This is a genomic window from Pseudomonas sp. SCA2728.1_7 (assembly GCF_018138145.1).
Taxonomy (GTDB): domain Bacteria; phylum Pseudomonadota; class Gammaproteobacteria; order Pseudomonadales; family Pseudomonadaceae; genus Aquipseudomonas; species Aquipseudomonas koreensis_A.
The window spans coordinates 5,052,507-5,069,240 of the sequence record NZ_CP073104.1 but is presented as its reverse complement, the minus strand read 5'-3'; the positions used below and the strand labels follow the sequence as shown (position 1 = coordinate 5,069,240).

General features: G+C 59.8%; 12 protein-coding genes. 6 read left to right on the top strand and 6 right to left on the bottom strand.

The genetic code is table 11. From position 1 onward, the window contains the following. Nucleotides 1–219: 219 nt before the first annotated feature. Nucleotides 220–1,884 carry an energy-dependent translational throttle protein EttA gene (gene ettA, locus KBP52_RS22685; RefSeq protein ID WP_212621012.1) on the bottom strand — a complete coding sequence of 555 codons (1,665 nt, stop codon included), beginning with the start codon at nt 1,882–1,884 and terminating at the stop codon, nt 220–222. A gap of 285 nt (nt 1,885–2,169) precedes the next feature. On the opposite strand from ettA, the gene morA reads away from it, so the two are divergent. The 5 genes from morA to KBP52_RS22660 all read left to right on the top strand — a co-directional run bounded on the left by morA (nt 2,170) and on the right by KBP52_RS22660 (nt 10,584). Then, nucleotides 2,170–6,018, top strand: coding sequence for a cyclic di-GMP receptor MorA (gene morA / locus KBP52_RS22680; protein ID WP_123593204.1), 3,849 nt, complete (start codon nt 2,170–2,172; stop codon nt 6,016–6,018). A 239-nt stretch (nt 6,019–6,257) separates the two neighbouring features. Beyond that, entirely contained in the window at nt 6,258–7,511 is a 1,254-nt protein-coding gene (gene glyA, locus KBP52_RS22675; protein ID WP_212621011.1) for a serine hydroxymethyltransferase, read from the top strand. A 275-nt stretch (nt 7,512–7,786) separates the two neighbouring features. Beyond that, the gene (locus KBP52_RS22670; RefSeq protein ID WP_212621010.1) at nt 7,787–9,100 is read left to right on the top strand and encodes a C4-dicarboxylate transporter DctA; all 1,314 of its coding nucleotides are present in this window, start codon (nt 7,787–7,789) and stop codon (nt 9,098–9,100) included. Nucleotides 9,101–9,149: 49 nt separating this feature from the next. After that, nucleotides 9,150–9,854 (top strand): FadR/GntR family transcriptional regulator, encoded by a 705-nt coding sequence (locus tag KBP52_RS22665; protein WP_212621009.1) that lies wholly within the window; start codon nt 9,150–9,152, stop codon nt 9,852–9,854. A 19-nt stretch (nt 9,855–9,873) separates the two neighbouring features. Beyond that, nucleotides 9,874–10,584, top strand: coding sequence for a GntR family transcriptional regulator (locus KBP52_RS22660; protein WP_137216695.1), 711 nt, complete (start codon nt 9,874–9,876; stop codon nt 10,582–10,584). A gap of 98 nt (nt 10,585–10,682) precedes the next feature. Here the strand turns inward: KBP52_RS22660 and yjiA are convergent, their stop codons facing one another. The 3 genes from yjiA to KBP52_RS22645 form a co-directional block, all read right to left on the bottom strand. Then, nucleotides 10,683–11,654: a GTPase gene (gene yjiA, locus KBP52_RS22655; protein ID WP_212621008.1), complete on the bottom strand. Its 972-nt coding sequence runs from the start codon at nt 11,652–11,654 to the stop codon at nt 10,683–10,685. Nucleotides 11,655–11,816: 162 nt separating this feature from the next. Next, a complete protein-coding gene (locus KBP52_RS22650) occupies nt 11,817–12,014 on the bottom strand; it encodes a YbdD/YjiX family protein (protein ID WP_003228401.1) in 198 nt (65 codons plus the stop codon). Nucleotides 12,015–12,029: 15 nt separating this feature from the next. After that, nucleotides 12,030–14,096 carry a carbon starvation CstA family protein gene (locus tag KBP52_RS22645; RefSeq protein ID WP_095121699.1) on the bottom strand — a complete coding sequence of 689 codons (2,067 nt, stop codon included), beginning with the start codon at nt 14,094–14,096 and terminating at the stop codon, nt 12,030–12,032. A 159-nt stretch (nt 14,097–14,255) separates the two neighbouring features. Between KBP52_RS22645 and KBP52_RS22640 the strand changes: the two genes are divergently transcribed. Beyond that, entirely contained in the window at nt 14,256–14,624 is a 369-nt protein-coding gene (locus KBP52_RS22640) for a PilZ domain-containing protein (protein ID WP_212621007.1), read from the top strand. A 120-nt stretch (nt 14,625–14,744) separates the two neighbouring features. Here KBP52_RS22640 and radA read toward each other — a convergent pair whose 3' ends face one another. Next, nucleotides 14,745–16,112 carry a DNA repair protein RadA gene (radA, locus tag KBP52_RS22635; RefSeq protein ID WP_007909773.1) on the bottom strand — a complete coding sequence of 456 codons (1,368 nt, stop codon included), beginning with the start codon at nt 16,110–16,112 and terminating at the stop codon, nt 14,745–14,747. 45 nt (nt 16,113–16,157) lie between these two features. Continuing rightward, nucleotides 16,158–16,703: an ankyrin repeat domain-containing protein gene (locus KBP52_RS22630; RefSeq protein WP_077574619.1), complete on the bottom strand. Its 546-nt coding sequence runs from the start codon at nt 16,701–16,703 to the stop codon at nt 16,158–16,160. Nucleotides 16,704–16,734: the final 31 nt, after the last annotated feature.

The following is a 16,734-nucleotide window of genomic DNA, read 5'->3' as shown; positions in this document are numbered from 1 at the left end:
TTTTTCGAGCTTGTTTTGCACCTGAATGGGGAGTCTGGTTTCAAGAAATGCACCACCAGTTATACAGCTATCGCGAGCAGGCTCACTCCTACAGGGGGGACGCATTTCAAATGTAGGAGTGAGCCTGCTCGCGATGGCCGCACCTCGGTTCCGCTGACAAAAACCTGGCAAAAAAAACGGAGCCCGAAGGCTCCGCTTTTTCATGCAACCAACCCGATATCAGGCCAGTTTCTTGTGACGTACCCGGTGTGGCTGGGCAGCCGCTTCGCCGAGGCGTTTCTTGCGATCCGTTTCGTACTCGGTGTAGTTACCTTCGAAGAAGATCGCTTGCGAGTCGTCTTCGTACGCCAGGATGTGCGTCGCCACACGGTCAAGGAACCACCGATCGTGAGAGATCACAATGGCGGCGCCCGGGAAGTCCAGCAGGGCTTCTTCCAGCGAACGCAGGGTTTCCACGTCGAGGTCGTTGGACGGTTCGTCGAGCAGCAGGACGTTGCCGCCCTCCTTCAGGGTCAGCGCCAGGTGCAGACGACCGCGCTCACCACCGGACAGGTCCTTGACGAACTTTTGCTGGTCGCCGCCCTTGAAGTTGAAGCGACCGACGTAGGTGCGCGACGGGATCTCGTAGTTGCCGATGCGAATCTGATCGGAACCGTCGGAGATTTGCTGGAATACAGTCTTGCTGCCATCCAGGTCATCACGGCTCTGGTCAACGCAGGCCAGTTGCACGGTTTCGCCGACTTCGATGCTGCCCGAATCCGGTGTTTCCTTGCCCATCAACATACGGAACAGAGTCGATTTACCGGCACCGTTACCGCCGATCACGCCAACGATGGCGCCTTTCGGCATCGCGAACGACAGGTTGTCGATCAGCACGCGATCGCCGTAGCCCTTGGTGACGTTCTTGAATTCGATGACCTTGTCGCCCAAGCGTGGACCAGCCGGGATGTAGATCTCGTTGGTTTCGCTGCGCTTCTGGAATTCCTGCGATTGCATTTCTTCGAAGCGTTGCAGACGTGCCTTGGATTTCGACTGGCGGGCTTTCGCGCCTTTGCGCACCCACTCCAGTTCTTCTTTCATGGCTTTTTCGTGGGCCGACTGTTGCTTGGATTCGGCGGCCAGACGATCGGACTTGGCTTCGAGCCAACCCGAGTAGTTGCCTTCGTACGGGATGCCCGCGCCGCGGTCGAGTTCCAGAATCCAGCCAGCAACGTTGTCGAGGAAGTAACGGTCGTGCGTGATCGCTACCACAGTGCCCGGGAAGTCGTGCAGGAAGTGCTCCAGCCACGCAACGGAATCGGCGTCCAAGTGGTTGGTCGGTTCGTCGAGCAGCAGCATGTCCGGCGCGGACAGCAGCAGGCGGCACAGGGCCACACGACGTTTTTCACCACCAGAGAGGAATTCGACCTTGGCGTCCCAGGCCGGCAGACGCAGTGCGTCGGCGGCGACTTCCAGTTGACGATCGAGGTTGTGACCGTCGCTGGCTTGCAGGATCGCTTCGAGCTTGGCTTGCTCGGCAGCCAGTTTGTCGAAGTCGGCGTCTTCTTCAGCGTAAGCCGCGTAGACCTCGTCCAGGCGCGCCTGGGCGTTCTTGATCACGCTGACCGCTTCCTCGACCACTTCACGCACGGTCTTGGTCGGATCAAGTTGTGGCTCTTGCGGCAGATAACCGATGTTCAGCTCCGGCATCGGACGGGCTTCGCCCTCGAACTCGGTGTCGACGCCGGCCATGATTTTCAGCAGCGTGGACTTACCCGAACCGTTGAGGCCGAGTACGCCGATCTTGGCGCCGGGGAAGAAGGACAGCGAAATGTTTTTGAGAATTTCCCGCTTCGGCGGAACAACTTTGCCCAGCCGATGCATGGTGAAGACGTATTGAGCCATGGAGAACCTTGGGTCAGTGACAGATGAATGATTGCAGCGCAGGCGATGCCCGGCCAGACCATGCGCGTCGTTCACTTGATGGTTATCAATGCGTGCGCGCTGAAAAAGTCTGAGTCTAGGAGCTGGAACGCTCCCGCGTAACCGGCAAAGCTACCTTAATGACGGAAGGCAGTCCAGCCGCGCGGGGCTGGCACTTCGCCACGACTCAAGGCATGCTAGCCGCCCTTTGGGCGTCCGGCTTATAGTGCACGTCGCGCCAGTCCAGCCAAACCGCAGGATTACAGCTTGTCCAATGTCACTCCGCCAGCTTCTGTGAGCAGCACCCCACCGGCGCCCGGCTCGTCCCTGCGCGGTACATTAAAGGGTGCGCTGGCGACACTCGTGCTTTTGTTGCTCGCGTTGCTGTTCTGGCAACTGCTCGACCAATTGCGCGAAACCCAGAAAAACCAGCGTCAATACACCATCGATTACACCGCTGACCTCGCCTCGCAGGTCAGCCTGAACATGGCGCTGAACGCGCAAATCGCCCTCAATCTGCTACCGATCGTCGAACAACCGCAATCAGCCGACGAACAGCAGGCGTTGCTGCGCAAGCTCCAGCAATCCTTGCCTGACCTGCGCAGCCTGGCCCTGCTCACTCCTTCCGGAAAAATCATCAGCGACAGTGCCGACAACAGCCACGACGCCGATTACCTGAGCGAACTGGTGCGCCGCAGCCGTGCACAGGCGCATTACTTCAGCAACGCCGATGACGGTTCGGTGGTGCATCTGTTATTGCATCAGGCCAGCGGCAGCACGCGCGGTTATTGGGCGTTACGCCTGACCCCGACCTTCTTCGACTCGCTGACCAAACAGGGCGAAACCGGCATCCGCCCGTTGTGGCTGGTAGAAAACCGCGTCAATCATCAGATCATCAGCCGCGACGAAGCGCAGCCTTCGGCCAGGCCCGGCGTCTTGAGTCCGGACGACATGGCCAACACCGTGCTGACCGTGCCGCTAAGCAGCAGCGATTGGCAGTTGCGTGGCCTGTTCGACCGTCAGCGCGTGCTCGAAGAACTGCTGCCGGCGTTTATCGGCAAGTGCCTGTTGGGTCTGGCGTTCTCGCTGCTGCCGGTGATTGCGCTGTTGAACATGCGCCGTCGCCAGCGCCAGTTGCACGAAGGTCGTCGACGCTATCAGGACATTTTCGAAGGCACCGGCGTGGCCCTCTGTGTGCTTGATCTGTCCGGTTTGAAGCAGGTCTTCGACAAGGCGCAGATCCAGACCAGCGACCAGCTCAAGGCCTGGCTCGACCAACCGCAGCAACGCCAGCAACTGCTGCAGGAATTGCGCGTCACCGAGGTCAACCAGGTCGCGTTGCAACTGCTCAACGTCAATTCCTGCGAGCACGCCTGGCAACTGTTGATCGACGGCCATCCGCACCGCCAGTGCGCCATCGGCAATCAAGTCCTCGACGCCGTCCTGCAGCAACAAAAGCAGCTGGAACTGGAAATCAAACTGCCGGACATCAACGGTCGCGACCAACACCTGTGGATGGTGTTGCGCCTGCCGACCGAGCAGCACGACTACAAAGCGGTGATCCTCAGCATCAACGACATCACCAGCCGCAAGCTGATCGAACTGTCGCTGCTCGAGCGCGAAGGTTTCTGGTCCGACGTGGTGCGCACCGTGCCGGATCATCTGTACGTGCAGGACGTGATCAGCCAGCGGATGATTTTCAGTAACCACCACCTCGGTCAAACCCTCGGTTACAACCGCACTGAATTGCATCAGATGGGCGAGTATTTCTGGGAGATCCTGCTGCACCCGGAAGATGCCGACTACTACCATCGCTCGCGGCAGATGCAGCGTCACGCCGGTTACAGTCAGTTGCTCCAGTGCCAGTTGCGTTTCCGCCATCGCGACGGCAAATGGCGGCGTTTCGACATTCGCGAACAGGCCTTGGCCCGCGATAAACACGATCAGGTCACGCGGATCATCGGCGTGGCCAAGGACATCACCGAGCAGATCGAAGCCAGCGAATCCCTGCGCGACAGTGAGCAGCGCTACCGCATGCTCGCTGAAAGCATCAGCGACGTGATCTTCTCCACCGACAGCAAGCTCTCGCTGAACTACGTCAGCCCGTCGGTGCAAGCCGTGCTGGGCTACGACGCCGAGTGGATTTTCCAGAACGGCTGGCAATCGACCATCGCCAACCCGCAGCAACTGAGCGGCATCTACACGCTGATGGATCGCGTCAGCAAGGCGCTGGACAAACCCGAGCAACTGGCGGTGTTGCGCAATCAGGTGCAGACGCAAATGTTCCTGTTCGACTGCCTGCGCGCCGATGGCCGCAAGATCCCGATCGAGCTGCGTCTGGTGCTGGTGTGGGACGAACATGGCGCGTTCGAAGGCGTACTCGGTGTCGGTCGCGACATCAGTCAGCAACGCCGCGCCGAGAAAGACCTGCGCATGGCCGCCACGGTTTTCGAGCACTCGACCTCGGCGATCCTGATCACCGACCCGGCCGGCTACATCGTGCAAGCCAACGAAGCCTTCAGCCGCGTCAGCGGTTACGCCGTGAGCGAAGTGCTCGACCAGTTGCCGAACATGCTCACCGTTGATGAACAGCAGGACGCACACCTGCGTTACGTGATCAAGCAATTGCACGAGCACAACACGTGGGAAGGCGAAGTCTGGATGAAGCGCCGTAACGGCGAGCACTACCCGGCGTGGGTCGGCATCACCGCGGTGCTCGACGACGAGGGTGATCTGGCCAGTTACGTGTGCTTCTTCAGCGACATCAGCGAGCGCAAGGCCAGCGAGCAACGGATTCACCGCCTCGCCTACTACGACGCCCTGACCCACCTGCCGAACCGCACGCTGTTCCAGGATCGTCTGCACACTGCGCTGCAATCGGCCGAACGGCAGAAGTCGTGGGTGGTGCTGATGTTCCTCGACCTCGACCGCTTCAAACCGATCAACGACTCCCTCGGCCACGCCGCCGGCGACCGCATGTTGAAAGACATGGCCACGCGCCTGCTGGCCTGCGTCGATGATGACGACACCGTGGCGCGCATGGGCGGTGACGAATTCACGCTGCTGCTGCAACACCGCTCCAGCCGCGAAATGGCGTTGAACCGGGCGATTCATGTCGCCGAGCAGATCCTTGGCAGCCTGGTGCGACCGTTCGTGCTCGAAGGTCGCGAGTTCTTCGTCACCGCGAGTATCGGCATCGCCCTGAGTCCGCAGGACGGCAACGAACTCAGCCAGTTGATGAAGAACGCCGACACGGCGATGTACCACGCCAAGGAGCGCGGCAAGAACAACTTCCAGTTCTATCAAGCCGACATGAACGCCAGTGCGCTGGAGCGTCTGGAACTGGAAAGCGATTTGCGCCACGCCTTGGAACAGAACGAATTCGTCCTGTATTACCAACCGCAATTCAGCGGTGACGGCAAACGCCTGACCGGCGCCGAAGCGCTGTTGCGCTGGCGCCATCCGCGCCGTGGCCTGGTGCCGCCGGGGGATTTCATTCCGGTGCTGGAAGAGCTGGGTCTGGTGGTGGACGTCGGCGACTGGGTGATCAGCGAGGCGTGCCGTCAGCTGAAGACCTGGCACCAGAATCGTGTGCGTGTGCCGAAGGTGTCGGTGAACATCTCGGCGCGGCAATTTTCCGATGGCCAACTCGGCACGCGGATCGCCACAATCCTGCGTGAAACCGGCCTGCCACCGGCGTGTCTGGAGCTGGAGCTGACCGAAAGTATCCTGATGCGCGAAGTCAGCGAAGCGATGCAGATTCTCGCCGGGCTGAAAAACCTTGGCCTGAGCATTGCGGTCGACGACTTCGGCACCGGTTACTCATCGCTGAACTACCTAAAACAATTCCCGATCGACGTGTTGAAGATTGACCGCACCTTTGTCGATGGTTTGCCGTCCGGTGAGCAGGACGCGCAGATTGCCCGGGCGATCATCGCCATGGCGCACAGCCTGAATCTGGCGGTGATCGCCGAAGGCGTGGAAACCCATGAGCAACTGGACTTCTTGCGCGAACATGGCTGCGATGAGGTTCAGGGCTATCTGTTCGGGCGACCGATGCCGGCGGGGCGGTTCGAGGCGCAGTTCAGTAATGACGCGCTGTTCATGTTCGACTGAAGCCCTGCGGCGCGGCATTCGCGAGCAGGCTCGCTCCCACAGGGATTGATTTCGATCACAAAATCGCAGGCCTGCCTCGATTACTGTGGGAGCGAGCCTGCTCGCGAAGAGGCCTTCAAAAGCACCGCACATCTGTCATGAACGCCACTTGTCTGCGACATGATGTCGTTTCATATGCCATCCAAAACCCATTGGGTTAGAATGCCCCCCTTTTCTGCCCCCGATCCTTGAGGACCGCCATGTTCAGCCGTGATTTGACTATTGCCAAGTACGACGCCGACCTTTTTGCCGCCATGGAGCAAGAAGCTCAGCGCCAGGAAGAACACATTGAGCTGATCGCTTCGGAAAACTACACCAGCCCAGCGGTGATGGAAGCTCAAGGCTCGGTCCTGACCAACAAGTACGCTGAAGGCTACCCAGGCAAGCGTTACTACGGTGGTTGCGAGTACGTCGACATCGTTGAACAACTGGCCATCGACCGCGCCAAAGAGCTGTTCGGCGCCGATTACGCCAACGTTCAGCCGCACGCAGGTTCGCAAGCCAACGCCGCTGTTTACCTGGCTCTGCTGCAAGGTGGCGACACCATTCTGGGCATGAGCCTGGCCCACGGTGGTCACCTGACCCACGGCGCCAGCGTTTCCTCCTCCGGCAAGCTGTACAACGCCGTACAGTACGGCATCGACGCCAACGGCCTGATCGACTACGACGAAGTCGAGCGTCTGGCGGTTGAGCACAAGCCGAAAATGATCGTGGCCGGTTTCTCTGCCTACTCGCAGATTCTCGACTTCCCACGCTTCCGCGCCATCGCTGACAAAGTCGGCGCTTACCTGTTCGTCGACATGGCTCACGTCGCCGGTCTGGTCGCCGCTGGCGTCTACCCGAACCCGGTGCCTTTCGCTGACGTCGTGACCACCACCACGCACAAGACCCTGCGCGGTCCACGTGGCGGCCTGATCCTGGCGCGCGCCAACGCCGAGATCGAGAAGAAGCTGAACTCCGCGGTATTCCCGGGCGCCCAGGGTGGCCCGCTGGAGCACGTGATTGCTGCCAAGGCGATCTGCTTCAAGGAAGCGCTGCAGCCTGAGTTCAAGGCCTACCAGGAACAAGTGGTGCTGAACGCCCAGGCCATGGCCGAAGTGTTCATCGAGCGCGGTTTCGACGTAGTTTCGGGCGGTACCAAGAACCACCTGTTCCTGCTGTCGCTGATCAAGCAGGACATCTCCGGTAAAGACGCCGACGCCGCTCTGGGCAAAGCGTTCATCACCGTGAACAAGAACTCCGTGCCAAACGATCCACGCTCGCCGTTCGTCACTTCCGGCCTGCGCTTCGGTACTCCGGCTGTGACCACTCGCGGCTTCAAGGTTGCAGAGTGCAAAGAGCTGGCCGGCTGGATCTGCGACATCCTGGCTGACCTGAACAACGAAGCGGTGATCGACGCCGTTCGTGAGAAAGTCAAAGCCATCTGCAAGAAACTGCCGGTGTACGGCGCTTGATTGCGACGGTAAACCCGCAGCATGAAAAACCGGCCAAGTGATTGGCCGGTTTTTTTTCGCCTGAATTTTTTCAAACGCCTGAACCGCTCAAGAATGGGACTTGCCGCACAACTGGTCAGACCGGTCATGCCAATTCGTCATTTTTCACTTGCGATCATGGAAAATCAGCGCCTAGACTGCGCCTGCACTGGACATACCGGTAAGACCACAATAATTAAGTCCTGAATCTGAGCGTGCAAGCGCCAGCAGCCAGGACACCGACCAGGATTCCTCCCATGCTCAGATGGTGCTCGCGTTCAATCTTCCTCCAAGTGGTTCTCGGACTGATGCTCGGCATCGTCTGCGGGCTGACCCTTCCTGAATACTCGACCCAGCTCAAACCGCTCGGCGACGGCTTCATCAAACTGATCAAGATGCTCATCGGCCTCATCGTGTTCTGCGTGGTGGTCAGCGGCATCAGCGGCGCGGGCGATCTGAAGAAGGTCGGGCGCATCGGCCTCAAGTCGGTGATCTATTTTGAAGTGCTGACCACCATCGCCTTGGTCATCGGCCTGGTCTTCGCCTTCAGCACCGGCATCGGCAGCGGCGCGAATATCCATCTGGAGCAACTTTCCGCCGCGGACATGGGCGACATCGCCCAGCGCGGTCAGCACATGCACACCACCACGCAGTTCCTGATGGACCTGATCCCGACGTCGGTGATCGGTGCCTTTGCCGACAACAACATCCTGCAAGTCCTGCTGTTCTCGGTATTGTTCGGCAGCGCGTTGAATCTGGTCGGCGAAGCAGCGTCCGGGATCTCGCGGCTGATCAATGAACTGAGCCATGTGATCTTCCGCATCATGGGCATGATCGTGCGTCTGGCGCCGATCGGCGTGTTCGGCGCCATCGCCTTCACCACCAGCAAATATGGCCTCGATTCGCTGCAGCACCTGGGCAGTCTGGTCGGTTTGTTCTACCTGACCTGCATCGCGTTCGTCAGCGTGATTCTCGGTCTGGTGATGCGTGCCTCTGGCCTGCGTATGTGGCCACTGCTCAAGTACCTGCGTGAAGAGCTGTTGATCGTCATGGGCACCGCCTCGTCCGACGCCGTGCTGCCGCAGATCATGCGCAAACTTGAGCACCTGGGCATCGGCAGCTCGACTGTCGGCCTGGTGATTCCGACCGGCTACTCGTTCAACCTTGACGGTTTTTCGATCTACCTGACCCTGGCCATCGTCTTCATTGCCAACGCCACCGGCACACCGCTGGCGATGACCGACCTGCTGACCATTCTGCTGGTGTCGCTGATTACCTCCAAAGGTGCCCACGGTATTCCCGGTTCGGCACTGGTGATTCTGGCAGCAACGTTGACGGCGATTCCGGCGATCCCGGTGGTCGGTCTGGTGCTGGTGCTGGCGGTGGACTGGTTCATGGGCATCGGCCGGGCGCTGACCAACCTGATCGGCAACTGCGTTGCCACTGTGGCCATCGCGCGCTGGGAAAAGGACATCGACGTACAGCGGGCGAACAAGGTGCTCAACGGTGAGCAGGGCTATAACTTTCAGCCGAGAAAACCGGTCGCCCAGGCGGCGGCCAAAGAATTCTGAATGACCGCCGTGCCTGCCCGTCCGCAGGCACGGCTCATGGAGCGAATACGTGATCACTACATCAACCGTCGTCAACTCAGTGGTAGAAAAACTGCGGGCCGCTTTGGCCCGTGGTCAGTGGCGCTCCGGCGACATGCTGCCGGGTCAGCGCGAACTGGCCGAACAACTGGGCATCAGTCGCCCAAGCTTGCGTGAAGCGGTCATCGTCCTGGAAACCCTGGGTCTGGTGCGTTCGATGCCGGGCAAAGGCGTGGTCGTGCTCGACGCGCAAATCGGCGATAGCCAGAACCACGACAGCGCGGTCGCCGGCGCCAGCCTCGAAGACGTGCTGCAACTGCGTTACACCCTTGAACCATTCATCGTCGGCCTGGTTGCGCAGTCGATCAGCAGCAAGGAAGTCGGTCAATTGCGCCTGACTTTGATGGACATGCGCGAAGCCCTCGAGGCTGGCGACAGTGAGGCCGGGGTCAACGCCTACATCGCCTTTCATGAAGAGCTGTTCACCCTCACGTCCAACCCGATTTTCCAGAGCGTGGTGCAACAGACCAGCAACGCGCTCAAACAAAGCGCCGAAGTGCTGCGCAATTCCCCGGAACATCTGGCCGAGCGGCTAGAAGAAAACGAAGCGGTGGTCCGCGCGATCCGCAGCAAGAACAGCGCCCAGGCCAGCGCCGAAATGCGTCGGCACATTTTGCGCGAAGGTCAGCGCATGGGGATTGAGCTGAACATTCCGGATGACAACTTGAGTCGCTGATTTCTATTGGAGACAGGCCATGAACAGTTTCGCTTCACCGTCGCAAACCCACCCGACCACTGCGCCCCTGCCCTTCTCCCGCGTAAGAGTGCCAGCGGAGGATCTGTACCCGCGACTGTTCGACGCGATTCTCGAGCAGCGCATCGATCCGGCCAGCCGTTTCACCGAAGACAGTTTGAAGGAGATGTTCTGCGCCAGTCGTGCCGATGTGCGGCGGGTACTGACGCAGTTGTCGCTTGAGCAGGTCATTGTGCTGCGCGCCAATCATCGGCCGCGTGTGGCAGCACCTGATCGAGAGCAGACGCGGCAGGCTCTGCATGCGCGGCGACTGGCCGAAAACACCTTGGTGCGTCTGGCCTGCCAGCGCCCGCAAACAGCAGGCTTGAAACGGCTGCGCGGGTTGATCGAGCGCGAGCGTCAGGCTGTCGAGCAGGATCGGCGCGGGACGGCGATTCGCTTGTCGGGGGAGTTTCATCTGCACTTGGCGCAGATGGCGGGGAATGCACCGTTGGCGCATTTTCTCGGCAGTTTGGTGCCGCTGACGTCATTGGCGATTGCGCGAAGTTCGTCCCTGACGCACAGCTGTTGCGCTTGGCGGGAACATTTGGCGCTGGTTGAGGCGGTCGAGCGTGGCGATGCTTCCAAGGCTGGCATGCTGATGAATCAGCATCTGGATCATCTTGAGCAGACCCTGCTGGGTTCAGACCTTGAGCATTGTGTTGCAGGTTAGATTGCTATCGCGAGCAGGCTCACTCCTACATTTGAAACGCGTTCCCCTGTAGGAGTGAGCCTGCTCGCGATGGCGTCATCATTGACACTACAAACCCATCAGGCAGAAGCCACCCTGGCAAACCCCGCCCGAATCTTCTCTTCCGGCAAATCATCAGCAATAAACACAATCACACTCTCCCGCGCCTCACCCTCGGCCCACTCGGTGTCCCAGTCGAAACCATAGAGTTTCAGCACGCCCTGAAACACCAAACGCCGATCCTCACCGGCAATGTTCAGCACGCCCTTGTACCGCAGCAATTGTTTGCCGTGCTCTTCCAGCAGTTCATTCATGAACTCGCTGAGCTGATCGATATCCAGCGGCTGATCGGTGCGCAATACCAGACTGGAAATACGATCAATCGACGGCGCCTTGCTCAGCGGACGCAAGCTCAAACCACCGCCGAGATCGGCGTTAAGGTTGAAGCCGCGCACGTCGAGCAATTCACCCAGATCGATGTTGCCGTGATCAACCACACGGACTGGCGCGCGACGGTTGATCCGCGTCAGGCGTTCGCTCAACGCGTTGAAAGTCGCCTCGTCCACCAAGTCGGTCTTGCTCACCAGCAGGCGATCGGCAAAACCGATCTGCGCCTGAGCGATGGTTTGGGTCAGGTGCACGTCCGCGTGCGCGGCATCGACCAAGGTAATGATGCCGTCGAGCAGGTAACGCTCGCGCAGTTCTTCATCAATGAAAAAGGTCTGCGCTACGGGTGCCGGATCGGCCAGACCGGTGCACTCGATGACCAGACGATCGAACGCAATCTCGCCGCTGTCCAGCCGTTCCAGCAGCAAATACAACGCCTTGGTCAGGTCGGTGTGAATGGTGCAGCAGACGCAGCCGTTGGCCAGAGTCATGACTTGCACCGGCTCATCACCCAGCAACTGCGTGTCGATGCCGGCGTCGCTGAATTCGTTTTCGATCACGGCGATTTTCAGGCCGTGCTCGGCTTTCAGAATATGGCGCAGCAAAGTGGTCTTGCCGGCGCCGAGGAAACCGCTGAGTACCGTTACAGGTATGGGAGAAGACAAAACTGATCCCCTTCACAAAATGAATGAACAACACAAAAACAACTGTGGGAGCGAGCCTGCTCACGAAAGCGGTGTGTCAGTCAAATCATTCATCAACTGACACTCCGTATTCGCGAGCAGGCTCGCTCCCACAGGGGATTACCTCAACCGCAGGCTGTCAGCTCAACAGCACTTCGGCCCACCCTTGCCACCGTAACGGGCTTCCTGACGTTCGCGAAAGAACATCTCGTAGCTCATCACCGGTTTGTCCGGGTGCTTGGTTTGCATATGCTCGACGTAGGTGTCGTAGTCGGGCATGCCGACCATCAGGCGCGCGGCCTGACCGAGGTATTTACCGAGGCGACTCAGGTCATTGAACATGGTGCAATCCTCTGGTTACGCATCCGGCAAAGCCTGGAATGGCGATTCTTTATCCGTACGCTCTTTTTTGCCCCAGGCGGCGATGCCGACCTTGAGCGCATAGAACAGGATGCTGAAGACCACGAACAGGAACAGCGCGGTAAGCGTTGCGTTGGTGTAAGCGTTGAAGATCACGTGCTGCATCTGCTCGACGCTTTTTGCCGGTGCCAGCACCTGACCATTGGCCAGCGCATCGCTGTATTTCTTGGCCAGCGACAGGAAGCCGATCGCCGGGTTGGCATCGAACAGTTTGATGAAGCCTGCAGTCGTGGTGCAAATCAGCAGCCAAGTGGCTGGCAGCAGGGTGACCCAAATGTAGCGCTGACGCTTCATTTTGATCAGGACCACGGTGCCAAGCATCAGCGCGATACCGGCCAGCATCTGGTTGGAAATACCGAACAGCGGCCACAAGGTGTTGATGCCGCCCAGTGGATCGATCACGCCTTGGTACAGCAACCAGCCCCACATCGCCACACAACCGGCGGTGGCGATCAGGTTGGCCGTCCACGATTCGGTACGCTTCAGCGCTGGCACGAAAGAGCCGAGCAGATCCTGCAGCATGAAACGTCCGGCACGGGTACCGGCGTCGACAGCGGTGAGGATGAACAGCGCTTCGAACAGGATCGCGAAGTGGTACCAGAACGCCATGGTGTTTTCACCCGGCAGGACACTGTGCAGGATCTGCGCGATACCGACCGCCAGGGTCGGCGCACCACCGGCACGGGCCAGGATGGTGGTTTCACCGATGTCGTGCGCCACGGCTTGCAGCGCTTCCGGCGTGATCGCGAAACCCCAGCTGGAGACCACTTGCGCAACCGATGCGACATCACTGCCAACCACGGCGGCCGGGCTGTTCATGGCGAAGTACACGCCAGGCTCGATCACCGAAGCGGCGACCATGGCCATGATCGCCACGAACGACTCCATCAACATGCCGCCGTAACCGATGTAACGGGCGTTGGTTTCGTTATCCAGCAGCTTCGGCGTGGTGCCCGAAGAAATCAGTGCGTGGAAACCGGAAACCGCACCGCAAGCGATGGTGATGAACAGGAACGGGAACAGACCGCCCTTCCACACAGGGCCAGTGCCGTCGACGAACTGGGTCAGCGCCGGCATTTTCAGCTCGGGCATGGTGATCAGAATACCGATCGCCAGGGCGACGATGGTACCGATCTTGAGGAATGTCGACAGGTAGTCACGCGGTGCCAGAATCAGCCACACCGGCAGCGACGCCGCGACGAAACCGTAACCAACCAGCATCCAGGTAATCTGCACGCCAGTGAAGGTGAACGCCTTGGCCCACACCGGATCAGCGGCAATCTGCCCACCGAGCCAGATCGAACCGAGCAGCAGCAACACGCCGACCACGGAGATTTCGCCGATACGGCCCGGGCGGATGTAGCGCATGTAAATGCCCATGAACATCGCGATCGGGATGGTCGCCATCACGGTGAAGATGCCCCACGGGCTCTCGGCCAGCGCTTTGACCACGATCAGCGCCAGCACCGCGAGGATGATGATCATGATCAGGAAGCAGCCGAACAGTGCGATGGTGCCGGGCACGCGGCCCATTTCTTCACGCACCATGTCGCCCAGGGAACGGCCGTTGCGCCGGGTCGACATGAACAGAACCATGAAGTCCTGCACCGCGCCCGCCAGCACCACCCCAGCTATCAGCCACAGCGTGCCGGGCAAGTAGCCCATCTGTGCGGCCAATACCGGGCCGACCAGAGGTCCTGCGCCAGCGATCGCTGCAAAGTGGTGACCGAAAAGAATGTGTTTGTTGGTCGGCACATAGTCCAGACCGTCGTTGTTGAGCACGGCGGGGGTGGCCCGACGTGGATCAAGTTGCATCACGTTGTTGGCGATGAACAGACTGTAGTAACGGTACGCAACCAGATAAATGGCCACGGCGGCGACCACAATCCACAAGGCGTTGATCGCCTCGCCGCGGCGCAATGCCACTACGCCCAGGGCGCACGCTCCTACGATTGCCAGCACTAGCCAGGGTAAGTGGCGTAGCAGGCTATTATTATTTTTCATTTTATTATTCCAGCCAGGGTGGACAAGAAAGACAGCCACCCCGAGTTTAGCGCTTACGGCGCCAAAGGCCATACCCCGACGTTGGTCTAGACGCTTTAGCGATTGGCTGGCGCCCGCATTCGCGGTCTATAGTCAGCGAACCTTCATGAGGATTGCGCCATGAGCGAGCACCCCGCCAACCGTCGTCGCTTCAAACGTATTGCGTTCGATGCCAGAACCGAGCTGAGTCAGGGGCAGTTTATCTGGCCGGTGAAGCTGATCGATCTGTCGCTCAAGGGGCTGCTGATCGAACGGCCTGAGCCGTGGCTGGGGGATGCGGAGAAGGATTTTTTCGTCGACATTCACCTGAGCGATGACGTCGATATCGAGATGGATGTGCATCTGGCACACGAAGAAAATAACCAGTTGGGCTTTGTCTGCCGACATATCAGTCTGGAATCGATTCAGCGCTTGAGACGGGTGATCGAGCTGAACCTGGCTGATCCGCAAGAACTTGAGCGCGAACTGGGCGCCCTGATCGAAATCTAGAATCCGCCACAGATCAAATGTAGGAGTGAGCCTGCTCGCGATAGCGATTTGTCATTCAACATTTGCGTTGACTGGTTCACCGCTATCGCGAGCAGGCTCACTCCTACAGGGGTCGGTGGTTTATTCGAAAAGGGCGTCGAGGGCCTGTTCGAGGCGGGTCACGGCAATAATCTGCAAGCCCGGAGGGGATTCCTTCGGCGCATTGCCCTTCGGCACGATCGCCCGTTTGAAGCCATGCTTGGCGGCTTCCTTCAATCGCTCCTGCCCGCTCGGCACCGGACGCACCTCACCGGACAGCCCCACTTCACCAAATACCAACAGATCATGCGGCAACGGTCGATTGCGCAAGCTCGACATGACAGCCGCCATCAGCGCCAGGTCAGACGCCGTCTCCAGCACCTTCACGCCACCGACTACGTTGAGGAACACATCCTGATCATGGGTCGGGATGCCGCCATGGCGGTGCAAAACGGCAAGCAACATCGCCAAACGGTTCTGATCCAGGCCCAGCGTCACCCGACGCGGATTGGCCAGATGACTGTCATCGACCAGCGCCTGCACTTCCACCAGCATCGGCCGGGTGCCTTCCCACGTCGCCATGACCACACTGCCCGGGACTTCTTCCTGCGCGCGAGTGAGAAAAATCGCCGAAGGGTTGGAGACTTCTTTCAAACCCTTGTCAGTCATGCCGAACACGCCCAATTCGTTGACCGCACCAAAACGGTTTTTCACTGCGCGCAGCAGGCGCAAGCGGCCATCGGACTCACCTTCGAAATACAGCACGGTGTCGACCATGTGCTCCAAGACGCGAGGACCGGCCAGCGCGCCCTCCTTGGTGACGTGGCCGACGAGGAAAATCGCCGTGCCGCTCTGCTTGGCATACCGCACCAGCAACGCCGCGCTTTCACGTACCTGGGAAACACCGCCGGGTGCCGACTGCAGTTGTTCGGTGAAGATCGTCTGGATCGAGTCGATCACCATCACCTTGGGCTTTTCCTGACGGGCCGTGGCGATGATGGTTTCGATGCAGGTTTCGGTCATCACCCGCAGTTGATCCTGGGGCAAGCCGAGACGGCGGGCGCGCATGGCCACTTGCTGCTGGGATTCTTCGCCAGTGACATAAAGGGCCGGCATGCTCTTGGCGAGGTTGCACAGGGTCTGCAACAGGATCGTCGATTTGCCGATGCCAGGATCACCGCCGATCAACACCACCGAACCATCGACCAGACCGCCGCCCAAAACCCGATCCAGTTCACCGGACGCGGTGGAGAAACGCGGAATCTCTTCGATGCTGACTTCGGCCAGGGTCTTGATCTGCGCCTGCTGTCCTGCCCAACCGGTGCGTCCGGTCGGTGCCGTGGCACCACCGCTTTCGATCATGGTTTCGGTCAGGGTGTTCCAGGCACCACATTCCCCACACTGCCCGGCCCACTTGGGAAAGGTTGCGCCGCACTCGGTGCAGCCGTACATGCGCTTGGCCTTGGCCATCAGAACCCCCGACAAAAACCGCGATGATAACGCACGTGCTGCCGATCAGCGCGGCGCTGCACTACGGATTTCTCCGCTGGCCAGACGCGCGGCGCTATTGCCCAACGGATCTTCGGCATTCAGGTCAGCGCCCTTGGCCTTCAATGCATCAAGCAACTCCAGACGCTTGAACAACCCGGCGTACATGGCCGCCGTCTGCCCGGCGCCGTTGCGCTGATCGGGGCTGCAATTGGTGGCCATCAAGCGCCGGGCGATCTGTAATTCCCCTTTGAAAATCGCCCCCATCAGCGCTGTGTTGCCGCGTTGATCCTGGGCACAGGCATCGGCGCCGGCCGCGAGTAACCGCTCCACCGCCGGCGCTTGACCGTGATAAGCCGCCAGAATCAGCGCGGTGTAGCCTTTGCTGTCGCGGGTATCGAGGGAATAGCCGGACTCGATAAAGGTGTCGAGCATCGGTACATCACCGCGCCGGGCCGCGTCGAAGTAATAGTCCTGCAGTTGGGCCTTGATCGCCTCGGGACTCTGCTCGACCGGTGCCGCCCACGCCGCGAACGACAGGCAACCGGCCAACAGTAAAAGACAGATTCGCATGAGTAGTCTCCTTGCACGGAACGGGGCCTGA